The sequence below is a fragment of the Nocardia sp. JW2 genome, from assembly GCF_051843015.1.
Taxonomy (GTDB): Bacteria; Actinomycetota; Actinomycetes; order Mycobacteriales; family Mycobacteriaceae; genus Nocardia; species Nocardia coubleae.
Genome location: NZ_JBPXLK010000012.1, coordinates 202,101 through 224,728, shown reverse-complemented (window position 1 = coordinate 224,728; position 22,628 = coordinate 202,101). Strand labels below are relative to the sequence as shown.

The window sequence follows — 22,628 nt, the reverse complement described above, 5'->3', positions numbered from 1 at the left end:
GGCGATCTTCTGGGCGGCGTCTTTGAGGTTGTCGAGGTCGGCGTCGGGGGCGCCGCGTTCGATGTCGTCGAGTTCGGAGCGCTGCAACGTGAAGGGCACCCGGAGTTCCACGAGCGGTTGTACGACGCGCTGGTGTGCTTGTACACCGTCGTCGGGGGAGTCGGTCAGGGTGAGCCTGCCCCGGTTGAGCGCCGAATAGGCCACACCTCGGGGACCGGACACGTCGACGACCCGGCGTCCGGCGATATTGCGCTTGAACGTGCGGGTGGCTTCTTCTTCGATCTGTGTCCAGGCCTCGTCGGTGATCGGCGCGAGTTCGCGATGCAGGTTGTTCATTCAGTTACTCCCTTTCATTGACCCGATGGAGAGCGAACCGTCCGAGACCACCGAGGCTGCCTCGGCGGCAATGACCGGAGCGAACTCGGGAACATCGATATCGACGTCTTCGTCGGCGACGGATGAGGGTGCATCAGGTAGATCGCCGAGGAAATCGGCGGACGGAGCGAAGAACAGACTGCCGGTGACAGCGGTGGAGAAGTCGAGAATACGGTCGTAGGGGGCTTCGTCGGTGCCGAGAAACATGCGCTCGAGCATCTGCTCCGGTACGGACGGTGTGGCGCAATAGGCGATGTAATACGTGCCGAGTCGGTCGTCTCCGACGGTGCCGAACGGCATATTCGCGCGCACGATATCGTGCTCCACTCCGTCGGCATCGACGATGGTGTTCATGGTGACGTGGGAGCTGGGTGGCTTCACGTCGTCGGGCAGTTCGTAATCGCTGAGTTTGGTACGCCCGATGACGAGCTCCTGCTCCTCGATCGTCAGAGCATTCCATTCGTCGAGTGGGTGCAGGTATTTCTGCACCATCACGTAACTGCCACCGGCGAACGCCGGATCCTCGTCGCCGACGAGAACTGCCGCCTCGGCCGCGCCGCCCTCCGGATTCGCGGTCCCGTCGACGAAGCCGAGCAGATCGCGCTGTTCGAAGTAGCGGAACCCCGATGTCTCGTCGACAACGGTCGCCGCGTCGCGCAGCCTGGTCGCGATCGCCATCGCCAATTCGTAACAGGTGCCCGTCATCTCGCTCCTGATGTGGAACAGCAGATCGCCGGGAGTGGCGGGGCAGGAGTGCACCGGCCCGGCATAGCCGGGGAACTCGTGCAGCTCGGCGGGTTCGGGACCGGTGAACAACCGGCCCCACGCGCGGTGCCCGATACCGACGACACAGCTGAGGTTCTGATCCGGGGTGCGGAAACTGACCGACTTGCGTAGGTCGTCGACCTCGGCCAGGAGCTCGCGGACCGCCGCCTCACCGCCCGCATCGATGGTGGCGACGAGAAAGATCGCTGCCTGTGTGAGTGGAACGAGGACCCGCTGCGGCTCACCCATGGCGGTCAGCCTACGGCCCACCGATGTTGGGGATGTGCTTCATCGGTGCGTGTCAGGCAGTGTGTCCCCTTCGCCGGAATACGGCAGTATCTGCCCCATGTTCGCTCGTCATACCAGCCGATCAGTTCTGCTCGTGCTCGGCGCGATCGCTGTGCTGTCCTCGGGCACCGGCACGGCCGGGCCCGGCTGGGGGCCGCTCGCCGGGCCGAATCCGTTCCTCGGGCCGACCGGTACGGCGACCATGCACGGCGACGCGGGATCGTCGGACGCGGTGCCGCACGCGGGTCCCGGGCCCGGCGCGCGAGGCATCGGCGGGTACCCACTCGGGGCAGCCTGCCCGACCCTGCTGCAGGGTTCCGACGGGCTCGTCGTGGCGCTGTGTACGACGGTGGCCGATCGTGCGCCGGTAGTGCATTTGATCGACCCGTCCGCCGGGGGAATTCCGGATACCGGGTCGGCGATGTCCGGGTCGCTCGCACAGTTGACCTTGGCCAAAGGCGGCCTGCTCGGCGGGGTGTACGCCTATCTCGACCACGCCGACCGGCTGGTCGTGGTCGACGGCAATCGGGCGCTCCTGCGGATCGCCCACGAACGCGGCGCCAGCGGATGGGAATTGCGGGTGGTGGAAGCCGTCGACCTGACCACGGCCATTCCGGCGGACGACGGTGTCACCGGTCTGGTGCCCGACTGGTCGGGCACGGTGTGGTTCGCGACGGAGAACGGCATCGTCGGGACAGTCACCGCGGAAGGCGTCATCGCCACGCTGACTCTGCCCGCCGAGGAGAAGGTGGCCAACAGCATCTCCTCCGCGCCGAGCGGCCGGGTGGCGGTCGCGACCACGCACGCGCTCTACGAATTCGGCACCGATGCTTCGGGCGAGCCGGTGCGGCTGTGGCGCGCGGCCTACGACCGGGGCCCGGCCCGCAAACCGGGGCAGCTGTCGTGGGGCACCGGGTCGACGCCGACATATTTCGGCCCGGATACCGGCGCCGACTATCTCACCGTCGTCGACAACGCCGCCGATCAGGTGAAGCTGCTCGTATTCCGTTCCGGCAGTGGCGAACTCGTATGCTCCCGGCCGGTGCTCACCGAAGGTGGTGCGGGCAGCGAGAACTCGCCGATCGGCATCGGCGGCTCGGTCTTCGTGGCCTCCACCTACGGATATCCGTACCCGGCGGTGCCGGACGGCGCGGGTCCGGCGCACCCCGAAACAGCGCCGTTCGCCGGTGGCATGACGCGCGTCGACGTGGACCGCGACGGCTGCCGAACGGTCTGGGAGAACACGGTGCGCAGTGCCGCGGTACCGCACATCTCGACAGCGGACGGACTCGTCTACACGGTCACCCGCGACGGCACACCGAACACGACACCCATCGACGGCTACTCCTTCACCGTCATCGATCCCGAGGACGGCGCAGTGGTGAGCCGAAACGAACTGCCACCCACCATGCTCGCCGACCCACTACAAACCTCGCCGCTGATCCTGCGCAACGGCGAGGTATTACAGGGAGTAACCACAGGCATCGTCCGAATCGGTCGCTGAATTTTCCTCGATGACGGGGATTCAGGCCGAGCGGGTGATGGTGACCTTCACGTTTTTCATGATCGGCTGATCGCTCTGGGTGCTGATGTCGCCGATCGCGCACAAGACATTCAGTTCGGGCATGTATCCGGCCGCGCAACCGCGGGGGATGTCGTAGGGGATGACCTTGTAGTTGTGGACCGACCGGGTACTGCCGTCGCGGGCGATGCTGGTGATATCGACGTCGTCGAATTGCGACAGGCCGCGTTCGCGCATGTCGTCGCCGTTCATGAAAACGAGGGTGCGCAAATTCTTGATGCCGCGGTAGCGGTCGTTGTCGGAATAGATGGTGGTGTTCCACTGGTCGTGTGAACGCAGCGTCGCCAGGCGCAGAATGCCGGGTTCCTGGGTGAGGTCGGGCAGATCGGCGCAGGAGAACTCGGCTTTGCCCGAGGGCGTGAGGAAGATCAGTTCCCGGGCCGGTTGCTTGATGCGGAAGCCGAGCGGCAAACGCACGCGCCGGTTGAAATCCTCGAATCCGTCGAGCACCTGCGACATGGTGTCGCGAATGCGGTCGTAGTCGGCGACGTAGTAGTCCCACGGTGTTTTGCTCTGTGGCAGTGCGGCTTTCGCGATTCCGGCGATGATGGCCGGTTCGGACAGCAGGTGCCGGGAGGCCGGCTTCTTCATGCCCTTGGACAGGTGGACCATCGCCATCGAGTCCTCGACCGAGGTCTGCTGTTCCCCGCCGCGCTGGATGTCTTTCTCCGTGCGGCCCAGGCACGGCAGGATCAGAGCCTCGGTGCCGTGCACGAGGTGACTGCGGTTGAGTTTGGTGCTCACCTGGATGGTGAGGTCGCATTTGCGCAGGGCCTGGTAGGTGTAGGCGGTGTCGGGTGCGGCGAGCGCGAAATTGCCGCCCATCGCCATGAACACCTTCAGTTTTCCGGCCTGCATCGCCTCGATGGTGGCGACGACGTCGTAGCCGTCGGCACGCGGTGAGGTGATGCCGCAGGCCTCGTCGAGCCGATCGAGGAACCGCGCCGCAGGCTTGTTGGCGATGCCGCAGGTGCGGTTGCCCTGCACATTGCTGTGCCCGCGCACCGGTGACGGCCCGGCACCCTCGCGCCCCAGATTGCCGCGCAACAGCAGCACATTCACGATCTCGCGAACGGTGTCGACGCCGTGCTCGTGCTGGGTCACCCCGAGGCACCAGCTGATGATGCTTCGATCGGCCTCGCAGTACACGCGCGCGGCCTTGCGGACATCGTCCTCGGTGAGCCCCGACTGTTCCTCGATCGTCGTCCACGGCGTGGCCTCGACGACCGCGCGGTATTCCTCGAACCCGTGGGTGTGCCGCTCGATGAACTGGTGATCGAGCGCCTTGGGATCGGATTCGGATTTCTCGAACACGGCCTTGGCGATGCCACGCATCAGGGCGAAGTCGCCGCCGATGCGCGGCTGCAGGTTCAGTGTCGAGGTATCGGTCGTGCGGAACGTCGCCATCCGCAGGATCTCGTGCGGGATGATGGTGCGCGTCGCACCGGCTTCCACGAGCGGGTTGATGTGCACGATCTGCGCACCACGCCGGTCGGCCTCGGCGAGGGCGGTCAGCATGCGTGGCGCGTTGGAGGCGGCGTTCACGCCGAGGATGAACAGCGCGTCGGTGGTTTCCCAGTCCTCGAGGTCGCACGTGCCCTTACCGGTCCCGAGCGCGGCCTGCAGCGCACGTCCACTCGCCTCGTGACACATGTTCGAGCAGTCGGGCAGATTGTTGGTGCCGAGCTCCCGGGCCATCAGCTGATAGAGGAACGTCGCCTCGTTGCCGAGCCGGCCCGACGTGTAATAGGCCGCCAGATTCGGGTCGTCGAGTTCGCGTAATGCCTTGCCCGCCATCGCTAACGCGTCGTCCCAGCTGATCGGAACGTAATGGTCGGTGACCGGGTCGTAGCGCATCGGCTCGGTGAGCCTGCCCTGATTCTCGAGGTCGTGGTCGCTCCACGTGGACAGTTCCGCCACCGAATGCTCGGCGAAGAATTCCCGCGTCACCCGTTTGTGCGTCATCTCCCAGGTGACATGTTTGATGCCGTTCTCACAGATGTCGAGATGAATGCCCTTGATCGAATCCGGCCACGCGCATCCCGGACAGTCGAAACCACCGTTCTCGTGATTCATCTTCATGATGGCGCGGGTGCCGAGCAGTGGCTCTTTCTCCTGGCCGATCATGAATTCGGTGACCGCAATCGCTGCGCCCCAACCGGCGGCCGGATGATGGTACGGCTTGAATTCCGGGGTCGCCGCGCGGTCGCGAGCACCGCTCGGGCCGTCGTCGGGGTCGAACTCTCCGAACGCATCGGTCATGACAGTCCCTTCGACGATTGCGAAGCCGGTCTTCCCGTCCGCCGGAATTCTCTCCCCGGGGAGCCACGATTCGAGGTAGGCGGGCCGTCACTATCGTCGCCGTCGCGGGCGGCCATGGCCAAGACCGACTTCCGACTGCTCGATAGGTGTGGCTTATCGCTGCCGGGTACGCCATGAATTCGTCCGATGTGCCCGATTTCGGCCTGTTGACGCCTTGCGAACGATTCATGCACCGTGGTTCATCGGCCCTACGGGCATGCCCGCGACCGACCCTCGGAGGAATCTTGCGCACCATGCTGAACCAGGCGCGCCGGGTGTTTCGGCGATTCGTCACCGAGATCGATCATCTGCCCGCCGCCCGCGTCTTCGTCGGCTTGGCGATCCCCGGTCTGATGCTCGTCGCCGCCGGACGCACCGACCTGCTCATCTACGCGGTGTTCGGTTCCTTCACCGGCATGTACGGGTTCGCCGAAGCGCCGAGGCAACGACTCGCCCACCAGTGCGAGGCCGTCGTGATGCTGGTCGGCGCGGTGGGGGCGGGCATTCTGCTCGGTCGGCTGCACGCTTCGCCCGCGGTGCTGGTCGCGGCCGTCGCCGTGTTCGCCGGGGTGGCGTCACCGGTCACCGACCGGCTCGGGTTGCGGCCGGAGGGCCCGTTCTTCGGGATCTTCGCTTTCGGCGCGATCGCGATGGTGGCCGACACCCAGCGTCATCCGCTCACCGCGCTGCTGGTCTGCGTCGGCACCGCGATCCTGTGCGTCGCCGTCGGATACCTGGAATCCACTCGCAGGGTGCGGCGCGGTACGGCCACCGACGTGCCGAGCCGGTGTCCACCGCACCGCCGTGGCATCGACTCGACGACCCAGGCGGGCCGCTACGCATTGGCGATCTCACTGTCCGGTGGCATCGGTCTGCTGCTCGGTGTCGGGCACGCCAACTGGGCCATGGCCGGTGCGGCCGTGCCGTTGGCGGCGGCGACCTCGCGCGACCGGCTGACGCGGGGGAGGCACCGGGTGATCGGCACCTTCCTCGGTCTGCTCGTGGCGACACCGCTGCTGATCCCGGGACCGAGCCCGGCGGTGCTCGGGCTCGCGATCATCGCGCTGCTGTATCCGACCGAGCTGTTCATGGCGCGTCACTACGCGCTGGCGCTCGGCTTCTTCACGCCGCTGATCATGGCGATGACCGAGCTCGCCGACCCGACCGATCCGCTCACCATGCTCACCGAGCGCGGGCTCGACACGGTGATCGGCGTGGCCGTGGGATTAGCTGTGGCATTGCTGATCCGGGATCCGGCCCCGCATACTGTCGTCATGGGACCGTACCCGGACAAGGCGCCCGCCGAGCACGCGCGCGAGATCGCCCACGCCCGCCACGCGACGGCCGCCGTCCGAGACGACGACTAGGCAGACGTGCTCTTCCGTCAGCTCGAGTACTTCGTGGCGCTCGCCAGGGAACGTCACTTCGCCCGTGCGGCCAAGTCCTGCTACGTATCCCAACCCGCGCTGTCCGAAGCGCTGCGCAAGCTCGAGCACGAGCTCGGCGTGCCGCTGGTCCGGCGGGGACATACCTTCGAGGGGCTCACGCCGGAAGGGGAGCGGCTGGTCCTGTGGGCCCGGCGGATCCTGGCCGACCGCGACGCGCTCGAACACGAAGTCGCCGCCCTGCAAACCGGTTTGACCGGTGAGCTACGGATCGGCGTGATTCCGGCGGCGTCGAGCACTGTCGCCCTGCTCACCGACCCGTTCTGCGTCGAACATCCGCTGGTTCGGGTGCGGCTGGAAACCAAATTGCGCTCACTCGACATCGTCGAGCGCATCCGCCGGTACGAACTCGACGCGGGCATCGTCTACGCGCAAGGGGTCGACACCGGCGGGCTCACCCGTACCCCGCTCTACACCGAACGGCACGTGCTGCTCGCAGGCACCGAACTCCTGGCGGGACGCACCGCAACGATCACCTGGGCCGAGGCGCTGGAAATGCCGATGTGCCTGCTGCACAAGGAAATGCGGGGACGACAGCTGCTCGACGAAGCGCTCGCCGGGCGCGGACTGCGCGCTACGCCGCAGATCGAGACCGATTCCGTGGTCGCGTTGCTCGCGCATGTGAGCACCGGTCGCTGGGCGTGTGTCGTGCCACAACCCTGGCTGCGCACCTTGCCCACACCCGCCGGAGTTCGGGTACTCGCTCTCGACGACCCGGTGGTCTCCGCCGAGATCATGCTGGTCACGGCGGCGGGGGAGCCCGGCTCGGTACTGGCCAAGGCGCTGGTCACGACCGCCGGCGCCGCCGATCTGGACGCCGTGCTCGGCGAGCCCGCACCGGGCTGACCGACGATCAGGCGATCGTCGAGGACCGTTGGGTACGCTGCACCGCCATGAGCAGTCCGTTGCTGTTGTCGGCGGTCACCCGCCTGCTCGGTTCTGTCGTGCTCGGTGCTGCGGCGGGAGCGGCCGTCGGTATCGGCAGCGAACCGGCACTCGGTGTGCTCGCCGGCATCGCCACTGCCGCAACGATTTTCGTCGTGTCCGGTTGGGTAGTGCTCTGGCCGATGGATGCCGAGCGGACCAGGGCCAATGCCCGGCGCGAGGACTTCCAGCCGTTGATCGAGGAGACGTCGGTCGTCGTCGCCGCGCTCAGCGGGCTCGTCGCCATCGTCCTGATCCTCGTGCTCGGCAGATCCGACGAAGGCCATATCGCGGCCGCGACGGCCCTGGGCGGAGTGTTCGCTGCATGGGCGGCCGTGCACCTGATGTACGTCGCCCGCTATGCCTACCTCTACTACGAAGCACCAACGGGCGGAATCGATTTCAATTCCGATGCACCGCCGGCCTACCGGGACTTCTTCTATTTCAGCTACAACCTCGGCATGACCTACCAGGTCTCCGACACCAACGTCACGAAGGCGGGGATCCGCTCCATCGTGCTCCGCCACTGTCTGCTGTCCTACGCCTTCGGCACCGTCATTCTCGCGACCACGATCAACCTCGTCGCCGGCATCGTCAGCGAGTGAGCAGCCCTTGGCGATCGTCCGTCGCCAGTCGCTGCGCACCGGCGTAGACGTTCATCGAATCGCCGCGCAGGAATCCGACCAGGGTCAACCCGTTGTCGGTAGCGAGATCCACCGCCAGCGACGACGGCGCGGATACCGCCGCCAATACCGGAATGCCCGCCATGAGCGCCTTCTGCACCAGCTCGAACGAGGCGCGTCCGCTCACCATCAGAACGGTTTCGCGCAACGGCAGCAGTGCGGCCCGCACGGCGGCGCCGATCACCTTGTCGACCGCGTTGTGTCTGCCGACGTCCTCACGCAGGCACAGCATCGATCCGTCGGCGGTGAACAGTCCGGCCGCGTGCAATCCGCCGGTGGTGTCGAACACCTTCTGTGCGTCACGAAGCCGGTCCGGCAGGGTCGACAGGACTTCGGGCGGGCAGCTCACGGGATCGTCTGCCACCGACCAGATCGCAGCGGTGCGCACCGCATCGAGGCTGGCTTTGCCGCACAGTCCGCAAGAGGACGTCGTGTAGAAGTTGCGTTCCAGCGACGGGTCGGGGGCGGCGACACCGGGTGCCAGGACCACGTCCACGATGTTGTAGGTGTTGCTGCCCTCGGCGGTCGCGCCCGCGCAGTAGCGGATTCCGCCGATCTGATCCGGCGATCGAACGACCCCCTCGCTCACCAGAAAGCCTGCCGCGAGGTCGAAATCGTTTCCCGGCGTCCGCATCGTCACGGTCAGCGGGCGGCCGCCCACCCGGATCTCGAGGGGTTCCTCGCTCACCAGGGTGTCGGGACGTTCGCTGTGCACGCCGTCCCTGATGCGCAGCACAGGTCGTCGCACGGTCACTCGTCCCACTGTGTTCTCCGCTTCTCTGGTCGGATCGCAGGCACTGCTCACCGACAGTCAAGGCCGCCGGGTGATTCGCGTCAAAGTCGCCTCTCCGATCGGTCGACAACCGCGACTTATCACCCGAGGACACCGGTTACGGGGTCTACTTCCCGTCGACGATGTCGGCGAGCACCGTCGCCTCGCTCATGTCGACGAGGCGCGACGCGGTCAACATGGTCAGCGGACCGCTTTCCGCCATCTCACGCAGTTCGGCGAGGGCGGCCGCCTGGGTCGGCTGCTCGAGTTCGGTCCGGTATCTGCGCGTGAACTCGCCGAACTTCTCCGGTGTGTGGTGGTACCACTTGCGCAGTTCGGTCGACGGTGCGACGTCCTTGCACCAGGCGGTCAGCTCGGCTCGTTCCTTGCTGATGCCGCGCGGCCACAGCCGGTCGACGAGGACGCGTCGGCCGTCGGCCGGTTCGGGGTCTTCGTAGATCCTGCGCACGCGAACATTCCGAGACTTCGTCATGTGCCCTCTTTCGCCGGTCGATGTAGGCGGAAGCTGCCGGTCACTGTATAGCGGGCACCCCGGCAACGGCGGTAGCAACGCATCGCGGGGAGTAGGGTCGATAGCCGTGGATTCGCGCGAGATCGATTCTTCGATTCGGGTGCGTGGTGCCCGGGTCCACAATTTGCGCGATGTCGATGTCGACCTGCCGCGTAATGCCTTGGTCGCGTTCACCGGTGTGTCGGGCTCGGGGAAGTCCTCGCTGGCGTTCGGGACGCTCTATGCCGAATCGCAGCGCCGGTACCTGGAGTCGGTCGCGCCGTATGCCCGGCGGTTGCTGAATCAGGTCGAAGCGCCCGACGTGGACGAGGTTTCGGGGATGCCGCCGACGGTGGCGCTGGCCCAGCGGCGGTCCACGCCGTCGTCCCGGTCCACCGTCGGCACGGTGAGTGCCCTGTCGAACACGCTGCGGCTGTTGATGTCGCGCGAAGGCGACTACCCGGCGGGGCCCGCGCGGACCGGGCCCGGACACTATCCGGCGGGAACCAACCGGTTGTACTCGGATGCCTTCTCGCCCAACACCGTCGAGGGCGCGTGTCCGCGCTGCCACGGGCAGGGCGTGGTCCACGAAGCCACCGAGGAATCGATGGTGCCCGACCCGTCGCTGAGCATCAGGGCGGGGGCGATCGCGTCGTGGCCCGGCGCCTGGCAGGGCAAGAATCTGCGCGATGTGGTCGCCGCGCTGGGTTACGACATCGACCGCCCCTGGCGCGAACTCGACGCGGCCGACCGTGAGTGGATCCTGTTCAGCGACGAACAACCCGTCGTCACCGTGCATCCCGAGCGCGAGGCCCACCGCATCCATCGCCCCTACCAGGGCACCTTCAGCAGCGCCCGCCGGCTGCTGCTCAAAGCCCACGCCGAATCAAAGAGCGAGAAGACCCGCGCCAAGGCCGCGGAATTCCTGCACACCACCGTGTGCCCGCTGTGCCACGGACACCGGCTCAAACCCGAATCGCTGGCGGTGACCTTCGCCGGTTACAACATCGCCGAACTCGGTGAACTGCCGTTGCACGAACTGGCCGAGGTGCTACGGCCCTACACCACCGGCACCGGCGCGGTGGCCGTACTCACCCAGGACCTCACGTCCCGGCTGGACGTGCTGATCGAACTCGGCCTCGGCTACCTCGGCATCGACCGGGAAAGCCCGACCCTCTCCGGTGGCGAACTGCAGCGCCTGCGGTTGGCAGGGCAGTTGCGGTCGGGGCTGTTCGGCGTCGTCTACGTGCTGGACGAACCCTCGGCCGGCCTGCACCCCGCCGACACCGCAGCACTAACCACCGTCCTGCGCAGACTCGAAAAGTCCGGCAACAGTGTCCTTCTCGTCGAACACGACATGGACGTGGTGCGCCACGCCGACTGGGTGGTCGATGTCGGTCCGGGTGCCGGTGTCAACGGGGGACGGGTGCTCTACAGCGGAGAGGTGACCGGTCTGCGTGCGGTCACCGATTCGGTGACCCGGCGTTACCTGTTCGACGAGATGTCGCGCGAACCGCGGGTGCCGCGCGTGCGCAGCGGCACGCTGGAGTTGCGTGGGATCGAGATCAACAACGTGCGCGGAGTCGACGTCGACCTGCCGCTCGGGGTCTTCACCGCCGTGACCGGGGTGTCGGGAGCGGGCAAAACCAGTCTGCTGCGGGCGATTTCGGCGGGTGCCGAAGCCGACTCGGCCGTCAACCGAGTGGTCGAGGTGGATCAGGCGCCGATCGGGCGCACCCCGCGTTCCAACCTGGCCACCTACACCGGCCTGTTCGACACTGTCCGAGCCCTGTTCGCCGATACCCCCGCGGCGCGGGCGCGTGGTTACGGCATCGGCCGCTTCTCCTTCAACGTCGCCGAAGGACGCTGCCCGACCTGCCAGGGCGAGGGGTACATCACCGTGGAACTGCTCTTCCTGCCCAGCACCTACACCCCGTGCCCGGACTGCCACGGCGCCCGCTACAACCCCGAAACCCTCGAGATCACCTACCGGGACACGACGATCGCCGGGGTGCTCGACATGACCGTCGAACAGGCCGAACCGTTCTTCGCCGACGTGCCCGCGGTGCACCGCGCACTCCACACGCTCCTCGATGTCGGGCTCGGCTACCTGCGGCTCGGCCAGCCCGCCACCGAACTGTCCGGTGGCGAAGCCCAGCGGGTGAAGCTGGCCACCGAACTGCAACGCACCCGGCGCGCGGGCACGCTGTACCTGCTGGACGAGCCGACCACCGGGCTGCACCCCGCCGACACCGAAGTGCTGCTCGCCCAACTCGATTCGCTCGTCGACTCCGGCGCGACCGTGGTGGTCGCCGAACACGACATGGTCGTGGTCGCGCAGTCCGATCACGTGATCGACATGGGCCCCGACGGCGGCGCCCGCGGCGGCCGGATCGTCGCCGAGGGCACCCCGAAACACGTCGCGGCCGCGCCGGACAGCCGAACCGCCCCCTACCTGGCGCAGGTGCTGTGACCGCTCAGCTGAGGGTCTTCTGAGCGGCGGGGTCGAAGGGCTTCAGCTCGTCGAAGCGTCCGTCGAGGACCTTGCGCGCCCACTCGGGATCCTGGAGCAGCGCACGTCCCACGGCGACCATGTCGACCTCGTCGCGTTCCATCCGTTCGAGCAGATTGTCGAGGCTGCCCAGTTCGGCGCCGTGCCCGCGGAAGGCGTTCAGGAAGTCACCGTCGAGGCCGACCGAGCCGACGGTGATCACCGGCTTACCGGTGAGCTTCTTGGTCCAGCCGGCCAGATTCAGGTCGGAGCCGTCGAATTCGGGGAGCCAGTAGCGGCGGGTCGAGGCGTGGAAGACATCGACACCTGCCTCGGCCAACGGGGCGAGGATCGCCTCCAGCTCCTGGGGTGTCTGCGCCAGGCGCCCGTCGTAGGCGTCCTGCTTCCACTGCGAATAGCGCAGGATCACCGGGAAGGTCGGCGAGACGGCGGCGCGCACGGCCCGGACCACCTCGGCGACGAACCTGGTCCTGGCCACCGCGTCCCCGCCGTAGGCGTCGGTGCGGCGATTCGTGCGTGACCACAGGAACTGATCGAGGAGATAGCCGTGGGCGCCGTGGAGTTCCACCCCGTCGAATCCGAGGCGTTCGGCGGCCGCGGCGGCGTCGGCGAAGGCGGCGATCACGTCGTCGAGGTCGCGCTGGGTCATGGCGTGGCCCGCGCCCTCGGTGCCGTCGACGCGAATGCCGGAGGGGCCCATGGCCGGGGCGTCGGGGTAGGGCGCTTCACCATGGTTGCGCACCATGCCGATGTGCCACAGCTGCGGGACGATGGTGCCGCCTGCCGCGTGCACGTCGGCGGCGACCTTCGCCCACCCGGCCAGCTGCGCCTCGCCGTGGAAGCGCGGAACGCGATCGCTCTGTCCCGCCGACTCGTGACCGACGTAGGTTCCCTCGGTGACGATCAGGCCGACGCCTGCCGCGGCGCGGCGGGCGTAGTAGGAAGCCACGTCGTCACCGGGGATACCGCCGGGGGAGAACATGCGGGTCATCGGGGCCATGGCGATCCGGTTGGGGACGGTCAGGCCGTTCAGGGTGATGGGTCGTGACAGGGCCTGCGTCGCACGGGCGGCGTCGGACACGGTGACGGTCATGAATGCTCCTAACATACTTACTTGAGAATGTCGAAGGTTGAGAACTTCAAGCAATGCCGCCACCGTAGGCGGAGATATTTGAGGTCGTCAAGTTTCTGGCGCTAGTCTTGAGCCATGTCAGAGCCTCCCCGCGACGATCCCGACCAGCTCATGGAGCTGTTGTCGGTGTCGCTCGGCGTGTATTACGGAGACTTCACCGCCGCCGCGGCAGGCGAGCAGCTCACCGCCATCCAGGCCAAGACTCTCACCGTGCTGCGCCATGGGCCCATCGCCATGCGAAGGCTGGCCGAGAGCATGTACTGCGATGCCTCCAACATCACCGGCATCATCAACCGGCTCGAGAAGCGTGGGCTCGTGCGCCGGGAGACCAGCGCGGCCGATCGGCGCGTCACCAACCTCGTCATCACCCCGGAGGGTGAGCAGGTCACCGACGCGATCCGCGCGAAGATGCACCGCACGCGCGCGGGTCTCGAGCGGCTCGACACGGAACAGCGCCGGATGCTGTCGGCCCTGCTGTCGGAGGTCTTCCGGAAGTAGAGAGCCTCAGTCGGCGTGCGCGCCGCGGGTGGCGACCCAGGTGGCGATCTGGGCCCGGTTCGACGAGCCGAGCTTGGTGAGGATGTTGCCCACGTGCGTGTCGGCGGTGCGGGGCGCGATGACGAGGCGGGCGGCGATCTCCTTGTTCGTCAGCCCGGTGGCGATCAGGGTCGCCACCTCGTACTCACGCGGGGTCAGCGGTGCGATGTCGACCGGATGCCGAGTCGCCGGTTCACGGTGCGGGGTCAGCGCGAACTCGAAGGCCTCGTCGATCGGCATGGCCTGCCCGGCCAGGAACGCGGTTTCGAAACGGTCGCCACCCAGTGCCTGGATCGACGCGTCGCGAAAGAGGGTGTGCGGGCGCACGAGGATGACGTCGGGATCGGAACCCAGCTGCTCCCACGCGGACGCGGCGACACCGAACAGGGTGGCCGCGCGCAGGTGCTGGTTGCGGGCCGAGGCAACCCACGCCAGTGCTTCCACGTGATAGGCGTCGCCGAATCTGCTGCCCCATCGGCGCGAGATCCGCAGGGCGGTGTGTCCCGCTCGCTCGGCCGCGTCGGGATTGCCGAGCATCACTTCGATCAGCGAGATGGCGAACAGGTAGAGCCCGCGATAGTAGTAATCGCCGTGCTCCTCGCACAGCCGCACCGCTTCCCGTAGCTCCTGGAGGCGACCGGTGGGGTCGGCGGCGGCGGTCGCCAGCGCGTAGATGTTCCACGCCCCCATCGACTCACGCAGGTGTCCGTGGCTGCGCAGGGTGTCGGTGGCTTCCCAGGCGAGGGCGGCCGCCTTCTCGTTGTCCAGGTCGATCTTGGCCGCGGCGGAGCGGGCGGCCTTCGCGAGGGCGATCAGGACCGGGTCGCCGGAGCGCGCCGCCTCCCGATCGGCTTGATCGAGTTCGCGATAGGCGCTGTCACGATCGGTCATCCAGATCGAATGCAGCGCGAGCACCGCCCAGCCGCGTCCCGCGTGCGGCGAATGCGGCACCGCGTGCAGCGCACGCTGCAACCAGACCTTCACCAGCTGATCCGAGCCTGCCATCCGCCAGAACTCGTCGAGGCAGGCCGCCATCTCGAGCGCGGTCTCAGCCTCGCCCGGCGTCTCGAGCGACCATTCGAGCGCCAATCGCAGATCGAGTTGGCAGACCTGCAACCGACGCACGTGCTCGAACTGCTTCTTGCTGAAGAACTCCCGGTCGGCCAGCAGAATGACGTCCCGGAACCAGTCCCGATGCCTGCGGGCGACGGCCTCGGTCGCACCCTCCTCGGTCAGCTTCTCGGCGCCGAACTCGCGCACCGGCCGCAACAAGCGGTAGTGCGTGATGTCGTCGCCTCGCCGTTCCAGGATCGACTTGTCGACCAGCGAATCGACGATCGACACCACCGGCGCGACCGAACGCGTGTCGGCGCAGACATATTCGGCGGCTTCCAGCTCGAACCAGTCCTGGAAGATCGACAGGCGCGCCCACACCTGCTTCTCGTCGTCGGTGCACAACCGGTAACTCCAGTCGACCGTGTTGCGCAGCGTCTGGTGCCGGTCGGGCACCCCGTGCGTCCAGGCCGTCGGCAGCGTCAGCCCGCACGACCAGCGGTCGATGACCTGCGCGGGCGACAGCGAGCGGTGCCGGGCCGCCGCCAGTTCGATGGCCAGTGGGATCCCGTCGAGCAACCGGCACAGGTGGGCGACGGCGGCGGCGTTCGACTCGGTGATCCGGAAATCGGCGCGCACCGCCCTCGCCCGGTCGACGAGCAGGGCCACCGCCGGGTATTCGGCGATCCGGGCGGGATCGTCGAGCTCCGGTGGTGGCACGGCCAGTGGCGGGAGCCGGTAGACCTGCTCGCCCGCCACGCTGAGTGTCTGCCTGCTGGTGACGAGCAAGGTCACCCCGGGGCAGGTCGCGAGCACCTGGATGACGAGGTCGGCGCAGCCGTCCAGTAGATGTTCGCAGTTGTCGAGGACCAGCAGCGGTGCGCGGCGAACCAGATGGTCGAGTACCCGTTCGGTCGCCGACTCGCCGGCTTTGATCCGCAATCTGAGTGCCGCCGCCACCGCTGTGCCGACCTCGTGATCGTGGCGCAGCCCGGACAGTTCCACGAAGTAGACGCCGTCGTCGTAGTCGGCGGCGAGCTGCCCGGCGACCTTGCGTGCCAGGCGGGTCTTGCCGAGTCCGCCCTGGCCGGTGATGGAGACCAGGCAGCCGTCGTCTAGCAGGGCGCGCACCGCGGCTACCTCGGCATCGCGGCCGAGGTAGCTGGTCGCCGCCGGGTCGAGCGTGCTTCGCACCATCCGCCGTCTCGGGTCGTACCGGACGACACGTGCTGTCGATCCGGCTCACGGGTGTGATCGGTACCGGCGATCGTACTCAGCCGTGGTCCCGGGAGCGGCACGAATTCGCTGATGTCCGCACTCAGCTCAGCGCTTGCGCCTTCGCGTTGTGCAGAACTCTCGTCCACGCGACGTCGGTGCACAGGCCGCACACGGCACCGAGGAAACGGGCCTTCGCGACGGGGTCGCCGAGCAGCTGGTACTTCAGCCAGTCGGCCATCACCTCGGCGTATCGTCCCCAGACCAGGTGCCCGGCACCACCGAGTTCGGCGAAGACCGCGGGTACCTGATCGGCCTTCTCGAACAGGGGCATGACGATGCCGTCGGCGTCGACGATGCGGTCGGCCTCCCCGGCCAGGAACAGCGCGGGCCCGACCATCTTTCCGGGAGCCGCCAGCGGGCCGGGTTGCAGGGCTAGCACGGTGCGCACCATCTCGTCGGCGCCCGCGTTGATCGCGCCCGCCCCGCCCTGGGAATGACCTGCGACCGCCACCTGATCGGTGGCCACCTTGCCGCTGTACGCGTTGCCCGGGGTGTCGTTGCGCCGCAGCAGTTCCCGCCCGCCCGCGAGCACCTCCGCACCCGAGTTCGCCATCGCGGTGTTCGCGGCGACGACGATGAAACCCGCTGCGGCCCAGGGCTTCAGCAGTGTGTCGGCGTAGACGCCGGGCCCGGCGCCGGTGCCGTTGCCCCAGAGCACCACCGGATGGCGGGTCGTGCCGAGCTCGGTGGGACGGTACACCGTGTGGTCGGCCCACTTGTCGACCGTCACGGCGCCCACCGGGTCGGCCACCTGCGACGAACCGGCCGACCCGGCCGAGGGCGGGTTCGCCACAGCGGGCGCGGCGGCCAGCAGACCGGTCACCGCGACCGCCGCCAGGGTTGTGCATCGGAAAAACATCGTTGTCCTTTCCTACGGTGCCGCGGTACTACGCGGCCGGATCGTGCAACCCCGACACCACGAGCGCGGAGCGCAGGTACCACAGATCGGCGCACCGGGTGGCGTCGTAGCCGGTGAGTTCGGCGATGCGCTTGATGCGGTAGTCGATCGAGTTGGTGTGCAGGTGCAGCATGGTTGCGGTGCGGCGCCGGTTCAGGTTGTTGGCGACGTGGCAGCGCAGCGTTTCGAGGAGTTCGGGGTGCCCGGTCAGTGGCTCGAGCACGGTCGCGAGGTGGTCGCGGGCCGGCCCGGGCCGGGTGAGCTGGTATTCGAGCGCGTAATCGCTGAACCGGTGCACGCCACCCCTGCGCCCGAGCCGCCGGACGATCTCGAGCAGTTCGTGCGCGCACTCGGTCGCGTCGGCCACCTCGTCGAGGTCGGACAGCACGACCGCCACCGTCACCTGGCGACCGGCGGCGCGGGTGAGCGCGGCCGCCACGACGTCGATGTCGGCGTCGGTATGGCGCGGCACCAGTGCGGTGCCGCCGCGCGTGGACAGGGCGACCAGGCACTCACCGTCGCAACGACGGTCGAGTTCGGCGCGCATGCGGGTGATGGCGCGGCGGGCGCGGACTCGCTCGTCGACGCCGTCGGCGGGCCCGTCCGTCGGTTCGCCCGCGATGCTCAGCGCGAGCACCCAGTACTCGTCGGCCAGTTCGACGCCGCAGTCGCGGGCCACGGCGCGCGAGTGGGTACCCGCGATGACCTGGTGGGCCAGTGCGTCTCTGGCGTGTTCGGAGCGGCCCGCCAGTTCCAGTGTGTACCGCACGTAGGCGCTCGCGACCGTCGTGGCGGCGTGCTCGAGCAGGTCGACCACGTCGATCTCGGCTCCGGTCAGATCGACGGCGATGCGCGCACAGCGGTGCAGGGAGTGCAGGATCGCCTCCACCCCGATGCCGTCGCGTGCCCATTCGACGGTGGCGTGTTCGAGGCGAGCGAGCGGGACGGCCGTGGCCGACCCGGAACTCGTGGCCGCGATCAGATCGAGGCAGGCCAGCCCGATGTTGCGGATCTGCTGGGGGCGCAACATATTCCGCCCCGCGGGGCCGTCGGTGAAGGCCGTCCGTACCAGGCGGTCGATCGTCGATTCCTGTGCCGCGTGCGCCGGTGCCGATCTGCTCAGGAGGGCGGTCCCGGAGGGTGTCCGATGTGGCATTCGTCGAGCGTGCCGGGCCGAGCACGCCGGGACATCGGTAGAACTGCGTATCTCTGCGCACCGAGGTGCGTATTCGGCTTCGCCCACGAAGTCCGCGGGGTTCACCGAGAGACCTTCCGTCCGCCGGCGAGCGCCGCTTCGTGGCCGTCGACGAGGGTGCCGGGGATGACCACGACGGCGCGCACCCCGCCGTACGGTGACTCGGCCAACCGCACCGACACCGCGTGGGTGCTCGCGAGCTGGGCCACCACGAACAAGCCCATGCGCGAATCGCGCGACAATGCCGCGAACCCGAAATCCGGCGGGGCGGCCAGCAGGGAGTTGTACCGCTCGAATTCGGCTTCGGTGAGGCCGATCCCCTGATCGGCGACCTCGACCGCCAGGCCCTTGCCGACGACACCCGCGCTGACATCGACCATCGTCGCGGGCGGGGAGAAGGCGGTGGCGTTGTCGACGAGTTCGGCGATGAGGTGGATCAGGTCGGCCACCGCCGCGCCGTACAGCCGCGCCTCGGGTACGCCGCCGACCCGCACGCGCACATACTCTTTCGTCTCACCCACCGCGCTGCGCAGCACATCGAGCAGCGGCACCGGTGTGCTCCACCGTCGCCCGGGCCTGCTGCCGCCGAGGATCAGCAGGTTCTCGGCATTGCGTCGTGCGCGGGTCGCCAGGTGATCGAGCTGGAAGTACACCTCGAGCAGGGTCGGGTCCTGCTGCTTGCTCTCGGCCTCGTCGAGGATCTCGAGCTGACGGTGCACCACCACCTGGCTGCGATGGGCGATATTGACGAACACCGAGCGCACTCCTTCCCTGGTGCGCGCCTCCTCGACCGCCGCCCCCACCGCCACGGTCGCGGCCTGCTCGAAAGCGGTTGCCACTTCACCGATCTCGTCGGTGCCGAAGTCGAGGATCGGGGCGAGTTCGGTGCGCTCACCGGCTTTCGCCCGCCGGATGGCCTTGGGCAGTTCGATGTCGGCCACCTCGAGCGTGGCATCGCGCAGCCGCCGCAACCTGCGGATGATGCGGTCGGCCAGTACCACCGCGATCAGCATGGCGACCACACTGCCCACCAGCACGACGGCCCCCGCCACCCACGCGGACCGCTCGGTGCGCTGCGCGGCCTCGATGGCACTGCCACGGGCTCGGTCGAGATGTTCGGAGTAGGCGGCGAAGAGCTTCGTATTCACCTCGGCGGCGGCATCCAGCCACTGCTGCAGCGAGAGTGGCAGCTCCGGTGTCCGGGTCCGCTCGTGGGACGCGAGCCGTTCGGCGAGCGCCGCCTCCATCGTCGAAATCTGTTGCCACGCCCCGGAAGCCACGATCTCGGCGAGCAGCCGGTTGCGTGGCTCACCGAATTCGGCGATCAGATTGGTGATCTCGGCCTTGTAGAAGCCCACCTGAGTGGTGAATTCTTCGAGCGGGAACGCCCGCCCGTCCGAACCCCAGAGCGCGACACCGATCGCATTGCCCCGCGACATCGCCTCGGTCGCGGCGAGCAACCGCACGGCCTCGGAGATCCGCGTGGCGAACAGGGGGTCCGGCGCCACCTGCTGTGCGCGCCGGAAACCGGTGTGGAACAACGTGAACGGGCCGTTGAAGTACTGGTACACCTCGACCGGGCCGAGCACGCGCCCATCGATACCGGCCCGCACCTTCGTGATGGTCTCCTGGAACTTCGTGTGCGCGGCCGGGATATACGGAGACGGTTCGTGCCTGCGAGCATCCGCGCGCACCAGCGCCTCGAACCCGCGATCCACCCGCGCCCGCGCCGAGACCAGCTCCGGCACGATCTCGCCGGTGGTGAGCTTGCGCAGCGAGAGCACCCGCTCGACCTGGGCGGCGGCGCCGAGTTCGGAGGCGGCGGGCCGGATCTGCTCCAGGTCGTCGATCCACTGCCGGACCTGAGTGCTGTCGCGCACCAGGTCGCCCGCGGTGAACATGCCGAGACCGAGGAGGGTGAGACTGGGAATGAGCGCGATCGCGAGAATTCTGGTGCGAACGCCGAGCCGTGCCGGGAACATCGAGCGAACGTAGGCGCGTGCCCCGCACCCGGTACGGCCTATGTTCCGCTCTTTGTGCCGGAAACCCAACCGCACTGTGGTAGTTCACGAAACACCTCAGGCATTGATGACCGTGTGCCGCCAGACCTCGATCTCCTGGCCGATCTCGGTCACCGGCGGTTCGTCGTAGAGCCATTCGCGGGCAAGGTCGTGCCAGTTCCGGGTCGCCTCGAGCTGACCGAGCGCGGTGAGGGTGAAAAGGTCGGCGCGGCGGGAGAAGACGTGCTCGGGCGGCAGCAGCAGGTGGCGAACCTCGCGCCGCTGCGCCGCCCGCGGGTCGGTGGCGAGCACGACCGCGCTGGTGGCGATCTCCGGGGTGAGGGTGACCTCCTCGTCGAGCAGATGCCAGCCCGAGGCGGCCCACACGTATTCGAGCACCGACCGGGGCGTCACCGGCGAGTCGGGGGCGATGATGCCGCGCTCGGACCAGCGCCGGAACACCTCGTCGCTGTCGAAGCGGTGAGCCGCGCGGATCACCTGCCGCTCGAAATCCAGGTCGGCGCGCTCGATCGTGTTGTACAGCCCGAAGTCGACGAAACCGACCCGGCCGTCGTCGGCGAGCAGCACATTGCCCGGATGCGGGTCGGCGCAGTACTCGCCGTCGCGGAACATGCCGGTGATGTAGAAGCGGTACACCAGCTCACCGATGTGATCGCGGCGTGCGGCGGGCAGACGGCGGATGTCGTCGAACGAGATGCCTTCGACGAATTCGGTGACCAGCACATTGTCGCCACAGAACTCCTCGACGGCGTCGGGGACCAGGATGAACGGGTGGTCCCGGTAGCGTGCGGCGACCCGATGCTGGTTGGCCGCTTCGCGTCGGTAGTCCAGTTCGGCGACGATATTGCCGGAGATCTCGGCGAGTACCTCGGTGTCGGCGGCCGAGGGCAGAAACGATTTCCACAGGCCGCTGAAGAATTCGAGATTGCGCATATCGGCGTGCACCGCCCGATCCACGCCGGGATACTTCACCTTCACCGCGACCACCCGTCCGTCGCGCAACCGGGCGCGATACACCTGGCCGATCGAGGCCGCCGCCACCGGTTCCGGGTCGAAGTCGGCGAACACCCGGCTCAGCCGCCCGAGATCCTGCTCGATCACCGCGCGCATCTGCGCGAACGGCACCTCGGGTGCGCTGTAGCGCAGCTTCGCCAGTTTCGTGCGGAACATCTCACGGTGCTCCTCCGGGATCATGTCCAGATCCAGCACCGAGGCCATCTGCCCCAATTTCATCGCCGCGCCCTTCATCCCACCGAGCACGGTGACGATCTGCTGTGCGGCTTGCAGTGTCGAGCGTTCGGCGAGTGTGCGGCGCGCCTGTTCGGTTCGCCCGATCATCGCCAGCCGGGTACCGAGGCCGCGGGCCGCCTGTCCCGCGGCCAACCGGCCGAGCCGTGCGCTGCGTGACAGTCGTCCGGTCGGTACCTGCTTGTCTGCCATGGGTGCCTCTTTCCCGCGGTGCGCTCATGGGCATTCTCGGCCTACGTCGCCGTACTCACAGGCGAACGGGCGCGGAGTTGTGCCGGATCACCGAAGCCGTCGTGGCGGAGCACGAATTTCGCGGCTGAGGTCGTTGTCAGTCCCCGGTGCCGCGGCTCAGTTCCTGGAACCAGCCGAGATAGGCCGTCGTCGTCTCGCGCAGTGCGTCGACCGCCCAGCCGTCGGGCCGCAGTTCGGTGGGCAGCGCGGGGTCGGTGGTGAGCAGGTCGAGGCCGGCGCACACCGTCGTGAACCGGGCGGCGGGGCCGGCGGTTTCGATGGCTTCGAGCAGCTCACGGGCGCGGCCGTCGATGTCGGTCAGCGGCCACAGCCGAGCACACAGCGAGACCGGGTCGTCCACGGCACGGGTGCGCAGGACGATCGTGGTGTCGCCGAGATCGTCGGGCAGGTTCCGCGCGAGGTTGGCCGGGCGCATCCACACACCTTCACGGAGTTCGGCGAGGCGCAGCGAGAGCAGTGTCGCGCGCAGTGCCGCGCGGTCGGCGGCGGGTCGTCCCGTCGCGGTGATGACGACCTGTTCCCAATCGCCCTGCCAGGGCAGCGTCCGGGGCGCGAGGAGGTCCACGCGCCGGGCACGCAGGTGTGGGGCGAGGGTGTAGACGCGACGCGCGCGCACGAGCTCACCGGCCGCGACCATCCGCGACACCGCGACGCGCACGGTGGCCTCGGGGTAACCCGCCGCGGTCGTGGCGGCGCAGATCTGCTGTGACGTCATCGTCGGCGAGTCGGCCGCGATGAGGATGCGGATCAGCGCCGACCGCGCCGACACCGGACGCACCATCACGCCGGAACCGGTGACCTCGGATTTCACGGGTCGAGTGTACATATTTCACTATTGCTACGGCTGTTGAAGATA

18 protein-coding genes are annotated in these 22,628 nt (G+C 68.0%); 6 read left to right on the top strand and 12 right to left on the bottom strand.

Going from position 1 to position 22,628, the window contains the following annotated elements:
* Both ACSVDM_RS19010 and ACSVDM_RS19005 read right to left on the bottom strand, forming a co-directional pair.
* Positions 1-336, bottom strand: a 336-nt coding sequence (locus tag ACSVDM_RS19010) for a family 1 encapsulin nanocompartment shell protein (protein ID WP_439266694.1), incomplete at its 3' end; no start/stop codon positions are given.
* On the bottom strand, positions 337-1,389 hold the full coding sequence (locus ACSVDM_RS19005) for a Dyp-type peroxidase (RefSeq protein ID WP_439266692.1): 1,053 nt from the start codon (positions 1,387-1,389) through the stop codon (positions 337-339).
* A gap of 97 nt (positions 1,390-1,486) precedes the next feature.
* Between ACSVDM_RS19005 and ACSVDM_RS19000 the strand changes: the two genes are divergently transcribed.
* Positions 1,487-2,932, top strand: a complete 1,446-nt coding sequence (locus ACSVDM_RS19000; protein WP_439266690.1) for a hypothetical protein — start codon at positions 1,487-1,489, stop codon at positions 2,930-2,932.
* A gap of 21 nt (positions 2,933-2,953) precedes the next feature.
* Here ACSVDM_RS19000 and ACSVDM_RS18995 read toward each other — a convergent pair whose 3' ends face one another.
* Positions 2,954-5,272: an FdhF/YdeP family oxidoreductase gene (locus ACSVDM_RS18995; RefSeq protein ID WP_439266688.1), complete on the bottom strand. Its 2,319-nt coding sequence runs from the start codon at positions 5,270-5,272 to the stop codon at positions 2,954-2,956.
* Between the two features lie 293 nt (positions 5,273-5,565).
* On the opposite strand from ACSVDM_RS18995, the gene ACSVDM_RS18990 reads away from it, so the two are divergent.
* From ACSVDM_RS18990 to ACSVDM_RS18980, 3 genes are read left to right on the top strand one after another with little or no spacing between them, the layout of a single operon-like run.
* Positions 5,566-6,678 (top strand): FUSC family protein, encoded by a 1,113-nt coding sequence (locus ACSVDM_RS18990; RefSeq protein ID WP_439266711.1) that lies wholly within the window; start codon positions 5,566-5,568, stop codon positions 6,676-6,678.
* Between the two features lie 6 nt (positions 6,679-6,684).
* Positions 6,685-7,602, top strand: coding sequence for a LysR family transcriptional regulator (locus ACSVDM_RS18985; protein ID WP_439266686.1), 918 nt, complete (start codon positions 6,685-6,687; stop codon positions 7,600-7,602).
* Positions 7,603-7,649: 47 nt separating this feature from the next.
* Entirely contained in the window at positions 7,650-8,285 is a 636-nt protein-coding gene (locus ACSVDM_RS18980; protein ID WP_439266684.1) for a DUF1345 domain-containing protein, read from the top strand.
* Here ACSVDM_RS18980 and fdhD read toward each other — a convergent pair.
* Both fdhD and ACSVDM_RS18970 read right to left on the bottom strand, forming a co-directional pair.
* Positions 8,275-9,126 carry a formate dehydrogenase accessory sulfurtransferase FdhD gene (gene fdhD / locus ACSVDM_RS18975; protein ID WP_439266682.1) on the bottom strand — a complete coding sequence of 284 codons (852 nt, stop codon included), beginning with the start codon at positions 9,124-9,126 and terminating at the stop codon, positions 8,275-8,277. The genes ACSVDM_RS18980 and fdhD overlap by 11 nt on opposite strands.
* 136 nt (positions 9,127-9,262) lie before the next feature.
* Positions 9,263-9,628: a DUF488 domain-containing protein gene (locus ACSVDM_RS18970; RefSeq protein WP_439266680.1), complete on the bottom strand. Its 366-nt coding sequence runs from the start codon at positions 9,626-9,628 to the stop codon at positions 9,263-9,265.
* 106 nt (positions 9,629-9,734) lie between these two features.
* Here ACSVDM_RS18970 and ACSVDM_RS18965 point away from each other — a divergent pair, with 106 nt between their 5' ends.
* A complete protein-coding gene (locus ACSVDM_RS18965; protein ID WP_439266678.1) occupies positions 9,735-12,119 on the top strand; it encodes an ATP-binding cassette domain-containing protein in 2,385 nt (794 codons plus the stop codon).
* 4 nt (positions 12,120-12,123) lie between these two features.
* Here the strand turns inward: ACSVDM_RS18965 and ACSVDM_RS18960 are convergent, their stop codons facing one another.
* Complete coding sequence (locus ACSVDM_RS18960; protein WP_067639754.1) at positions 12,124-13,251, bottom strand: NADH:flavin oxidoreductase; 1,128 nt, start codon at positions 13,249-13,251, stop codon at positions 12,124-12,126.
* A gap of 114 nt (positions 13,252-13,365) precedes the next feature.
* Here ACSVDM_RS18960 and ACSVDM_RS18955 point away from each other — a divergent pair, with 114 nt between their 5' ends.
* Positions 13,366-13,788, top strand: a complete 423-nt coding sequence (locus ACSVDM_RS18955; protein ID WP_439266676.1) for a MarR family winged helix-turn-helix transcriptional regulator — start codon at positions 13,366-13,368, stop codon at positions 13,786-13,788.
* Between the two features lie 6 nt (positions 13,789-13,794).
* Here ACSVDM_RS18955 and ACSVDM_RS18950 read toward each other — a convergent pair whose 3' ends face one another.
* The 6 genes from ACSVDM_RS18950 to ACSVDM_RS18925 form a co-directional block, all read right to left on the bottom strand.
* Positions 13,795-16,077 carry an ATP-binding protein gene (locus ACSVDM_RS18950; RefSeq protein ID WP_439266673.1) on the bottom strand — a complete coding sequence of 761 codons (2,283 nt, stop codon included), beginning with the start codon at positions 16,075-16,077 and terminating at the stop codon, positions 13,795-13,797.
* A gap of 121 nt (positions 16,078-16,198) precedes the next feature.
* Entirely contained in the window at positions 16,199-17,017 is an 819-nt protein-coding gene (locus ACSVDM_RS18945; protein WP_439266671.1) for a poly(ethylene terephthalate) hydrolase family protein, read from the bottom strand.
* Between the two features lie 28 nt (positions 17,018-17,045).
* On the bottom strand, positions 17,046-18,212 hold the full coding sequence (locus ACSVDM_RS18940; RefSeq protein WP_067639744.1) for a PucR family transcriptional regulator: 1,167 nt from the start codon (positions 18,210-18,212) through the stop codon (positions 17,046-17,048).
* Between the two features lie 101 nt (positions 18,213-18,313).
* Positions 18,314-20,233: a sensor histidine kinase gene (locus ACSVDM_RS18935; RefSeq protein WP_439266668.1), complete on the bottom strand. Its 1,920-nt coding sequence runs from the start codon at positions 20,231-20,233 to the stop codon at positions 18,314-18,316.
* 96 nt (positions 20,234-20,329) lie between these two features.
* On the bottom strand, positions 20,330-21,712 hold the full coding sequence (locus tag ACSVDM_RS18930) for an ABC1 kinase family protein (RefSeq protein WP_439266666.1): 1,383 nt from the start codon (positions 21,710-21,712) through the stop codon (positions 20,330-20,332).
* 136 nt (positions 21,713-21,848) lie between these two features.
* Positions 21,849-22,583, bottom strand: coding sequence for a hypothetical protein (locus ACSVDM_RS18925; protein WP_439266664.1), 735 nt, complete (start codon positions 22,581-22,583; stop codon positions 21,849-21,851).
* Positions 22,584-22,628: the final 45 nt, after the last annotated feature.

What these genes read in the sequence shown, in the direction of transcription:
- ACSVDM_RS19005 (WP_439266692.1), bottom strand. Translation starts at nt 1,389, where the DNA reads ATGGGTGAGCCGCAGCGGGTCCTCGTTCCACTCACACAGGCAGCGATC.
- ACSVDM_RS19000 (WP_439266690.1), top strand. Translation starts at nt 1,487, where the DNA reads ATGTTCGCTCGTCATACCAGCCGATCAGTTCTGCTCGTGCTCGGCGCG.
- ACSVDM_RS18995 (WP_439266688.1), bottom strand. Translation starts at nt 5,272, where the DNA reads ATGACCGATGCGTTCGGAGAGTTCGACCCCGACGACGGCCCGAGCGGT.
- ACSVDM_RS18990 (WP_439266711.1), top strand. Translation starts at nt 5,566, where the DNA reads ATGCTGAACCAGGCGCGCCGGGTGTTTCGGCGATTCGTCACCGAGATC.
- ACSVDM_RS18980 (WP_439266684.1), top strand. Translation starts at nt 7,650, where the DNA reads ATGAGCAGTCCGTTGCTGTTGTCGGCGGTCACCCGCCTGCTCGGTTCT.
- ACSVDM_RS18970 (WP_439266680.1), bottom strand. Translation starts at nt 9,628, where the DNA reads ATGACGAAGTCTCGGAATGTTCGCGTGCGCAGGATCTACGAAGACCCC.
- ACSVDM_RS18960 (WP_067639754.1), bottom strand. Translation starts at nt 13,251, where the DNA reads ATGACCGTCACCGTGTCCGACGCCGCCCGTGCGACGCAGGCCCTGTCA.
- ACSVDM_RS18955 (WP_439266676.1), top strand. Translation starts at nt 13,366, where the DNA reads ATGTCAGAGCCTCCCCGCGACGATCCCGACCAGCTCATGGAGCTGTTG.
- ACSVDM_RS18950 (WP_439266673.1), bottom strand. Translation starts at nt 16,077, where the DNA reads ATGGTGCGAAGCACGCTCGACCCGGCGGCGACCAGCTACCTCGGCCGC.
- ACSVDM_RS18945 (WP_439266671.1), bottom strand. Translation starts at nt 17,017, where the DNA reads ATGTTTTTCCGATGCACAACCCTGGCGGCGGTCGCGGTGACCGGTCTG.
- ACSVDM_RS18940 (WP_067639744.1), bottom strand. Translation starts at nt 18,212, where the DNA reads ATGCCACATCGGACACCCTCCGGGACCGCCCTCCTGAGCAGATCGGCA.
- ACSVDM_RS18935 (WP_439266668.1), bottom strand. Translation starts at nt 20,233, where the DNA reads ATGTTCCCGGCACGGCTCGGCGTTCGCACCAGAATTCTCGCGATCGCG.
- ACSVDM_RS18930 (WP_439266666.1), bottom strand. Translation starts at nt 21,712, where the DNA reads ATGGCAGACAAGCAGGTACCGACCGGACGACTGTCACGCAGCGCACGG.